The sequence below is a fragment of the Acidovorax sp. KNOB132 genome (genome assembly GCF_057541515.1).
The window spans coordinates 1-2,269 of record NZ_BAAJYT010000406.1 but is presented as its reverse complement, the minus strand read 5'-3'; the positions used below and the strand labels follow the sequence as shown (position 1 = coordinate 2,269).

The 2,269-nt window shown below is 70.6% G+C and carries 3 protein-coding genes; 1 reads left to right on the top strand and 2 read right to left on the bottom strand.

The genetic code is table 11. The features are described from left to right. Positions 1-1,034 (top strand): Csu type fimbrial protein (locus AC27IO_RS23095; protein ID WP_498740995.1); only part of this gene is annotated, 1,034 nt, incomplete at its 5' end. A gap of 117 nt (positions 1,035-1,151) precedes the next feature. Here the strand turns inward: AC27IO_RS23095 and AC27IO_RS23090 are convergent. Together AC27IO_RS23090 and AC27IO_RS23085 are read right to left on the bottom strand one after the other, a co-directional pair. Continuing rightward, positions 1,152-1,622 carry an FKBP-type peptidyl-prolyl cis-trans isomerase gene (locus AC27IO_RS23090; RefSeq protein WP_272566680.1) on the bottom strand — a complete coding sequence of 157 codons (471 nt, stop codon included), beginning with the start codon at positions 1,620-1,622 and terminating at the stop codon, positions 1,152-1,154. A gap of 129 nt (positions 1,623-1,751) precedes the next feature. After that, a complete protein-coding gene (locus tag AC27IO_RS23085) occupies positions 1,752-2,213 on the bottom strand; it encodes a GNAT family N-acetyltransferase (protein WP_498740993.1) in 462 nt (153 codons plus the stop codon). Between the last annotated feature and the right edge of the window lie 56 nt (positions 2,214-2,269).

The following is a 2,269-nucleotide window of genomic DNA, read 5'->3' as shown; positions in this document are numbered from 1 at the left end:
CGGCCGACGCCGGCCCCGGAGATGCAATCGTGAGCCCGTCCGGCCGCCGGCCCTCTCCCTTCGCCGGGCCGGGGCAGGCCGTGCGCAGCCTGCTCACCCTGGCAACCCTCGCCGCCGGCGCACCGGCGTTCGCCGCCGTCTGCACCTATGCGGAAACCGGCGCCTCGCTGGGCGCCGCGTCTTCCTTCGCCGTGCGCGACGGCAGCCTGACCACGCCAGGCAGCTTCTCCATCACCTGCGGCTCCGGGCTGCTGTCGCTGCTGTCCACCGACAGCGTGCTGCGGGCCACGCTCACCAGCGACAACGGCTTTTTGCTGCGCAACATCAGCGACAGCACCAAGGCCATCGGCTACCAGGCGGGCAACGGCAGCGGGCTCACCTATTCGTCGGGCCTGCTGGTGATCAACGCCACCGGGGCCAACATCCTCACCCTGCTGCCCAACCGCAAGGCCACCGTGCCGGTGCAGATCGCCACGCTGAACGCCAACGTCCCGGCCGGCACCTACCGCGACACCCTGCGGCTGGCCTGGACCTACAACCTGTGCGACGGCGCGGGCCTGCTCGCCACCTGCCTGGGCACGGTGTACGCCGGCACGGCCACGCGCACCGTGACGGTGGAACTGCAGGTGAACAACGACTGCCTCATCACGCCCGGGGCCATCAACTTCGGCAGCGCCGCGCTGCCCACGGGCTTCGGCGAGGCCGCGTCGCAGGTGGCGATGGTGTGCACCAGCGGCATGGTCTACACCGTCGGCCTGGGGCCGGGCAGCAACCCGAGCGGCGGGCGGCGCCAGATGGCCAACGGCAGCAACCGGCTGGCCTACGACATCTTCTTCGGCGCGGGCACCACGCCCTGGGGCACGACCGTCGGCTCCCGCGTGTCCAGCAGCCAGGCCACGTCCGGCCCGGCGGGCGGCATCGCCAACGGCACGGGGTCGCACGTGTTTCCGTACCGCGCCCGCGTGTACCCCGACCAGGCCGCGCCGGTGGAGGGCACCTACCTGGACAACGTGGTGGTGGACGTGCAGTTCTGAGCCGCATCACCCATCCAGCCCGTCCGTCCCGAAAATCCAGCCGAACAGGCCGCCAGCGCAATCAACACTAGGGCATTTAGCTATATTTTTAATAGCAAATGCCCATGAACGCCCCGATCAGTGGTGGTGGCCGTGCCCGCCGTGCACGTGGCGGTGCACCACTTCTTCCGGCGAAGCCGGCCGCACCTCGGTCACCTTGCAGGAAAAGCGCAGCGCCTGGCCGGCCAGCGGGTGGTTGCCGTCCAGGTGCACCTCGGGGCCCTTGATCTTGACCACGTTGAACACGTGCTCGCGCCCGTCGTTGCCCGCGCCGCGCAGCTGGCCGCCCACCTTCACGCCGGGCGGGAACTCGCTCTTGGGGATGGTGCGCACCAGGCTTTCGTCACGCTCGCCGAAGGCCTCGGCCGCGGTCAGGTCCAGCGTGGTGGCAAAGCCCGTGGCCTGGCCGTCCAGCACGGCCTCCACCTTCGGAAAAATGCCGTCGTAGCCGCCGTGCAGGTATGCCATGTGGCCGGAATCGAGCGGCTTGCCCTGCGGCGTGGTGACCTTGTAGCTCAAGGTGACGGCGGTGTCTTTGGAGATGTTCATGGAGGGAGGGTCCGGACAGGTCGGTGAATCGGTCGAAGCCGGGCGGCGTGCGCCCGGCGGTGCAGGCCTGCATTGTCGAGCAACGCGCGCACGGATCCCAGGAGGCCCGCCGCGGCGCGACGGCCGCCGTCAGGCATCGTTGCCGTAGACGATGAAGCCGGCGTGCCGCCCCACCTGGTCGTACAGCCGGCGCCCCGCCGCGTTGGTCTCGTGGGTCTGCCAGTACACGCGGCGCACGCCGGCCGCCTGCGCCGCCGCGTACACCCCTTCGATCAGCTGCCGCCCCACGCCCTGCCCGCGCGCGGCCGGCGCGGTGAACAGGTCCTGCAGATAGCAGGTGGGCTCGATGCGCGTGGTGCTGCGGTGAAACAGGTAGTGCACCAGACCGCACAGCGTGCCCCCGGACTCCGCCACGAGCGCGAAGACCGGCTCGGCCGGATCGAAGAAGCGCGCCCAGGTCGTGCGCGTGATCTCGGGCGAGAGGGCCGTCGCGCCCTCGCGGCCATAGAAGGCGTTGTAGCCGTCCCAGAGCGGCTGCCAGGCCGCCCGGTCATCGGGGCGAAGGGGGCGAATCAGAACGGAGCTGGGCATGGCGGTCGGGCAAAGCGTGTGGAAAGGGGGCCGCAGTATGCCGCAGCCGTGCCCCC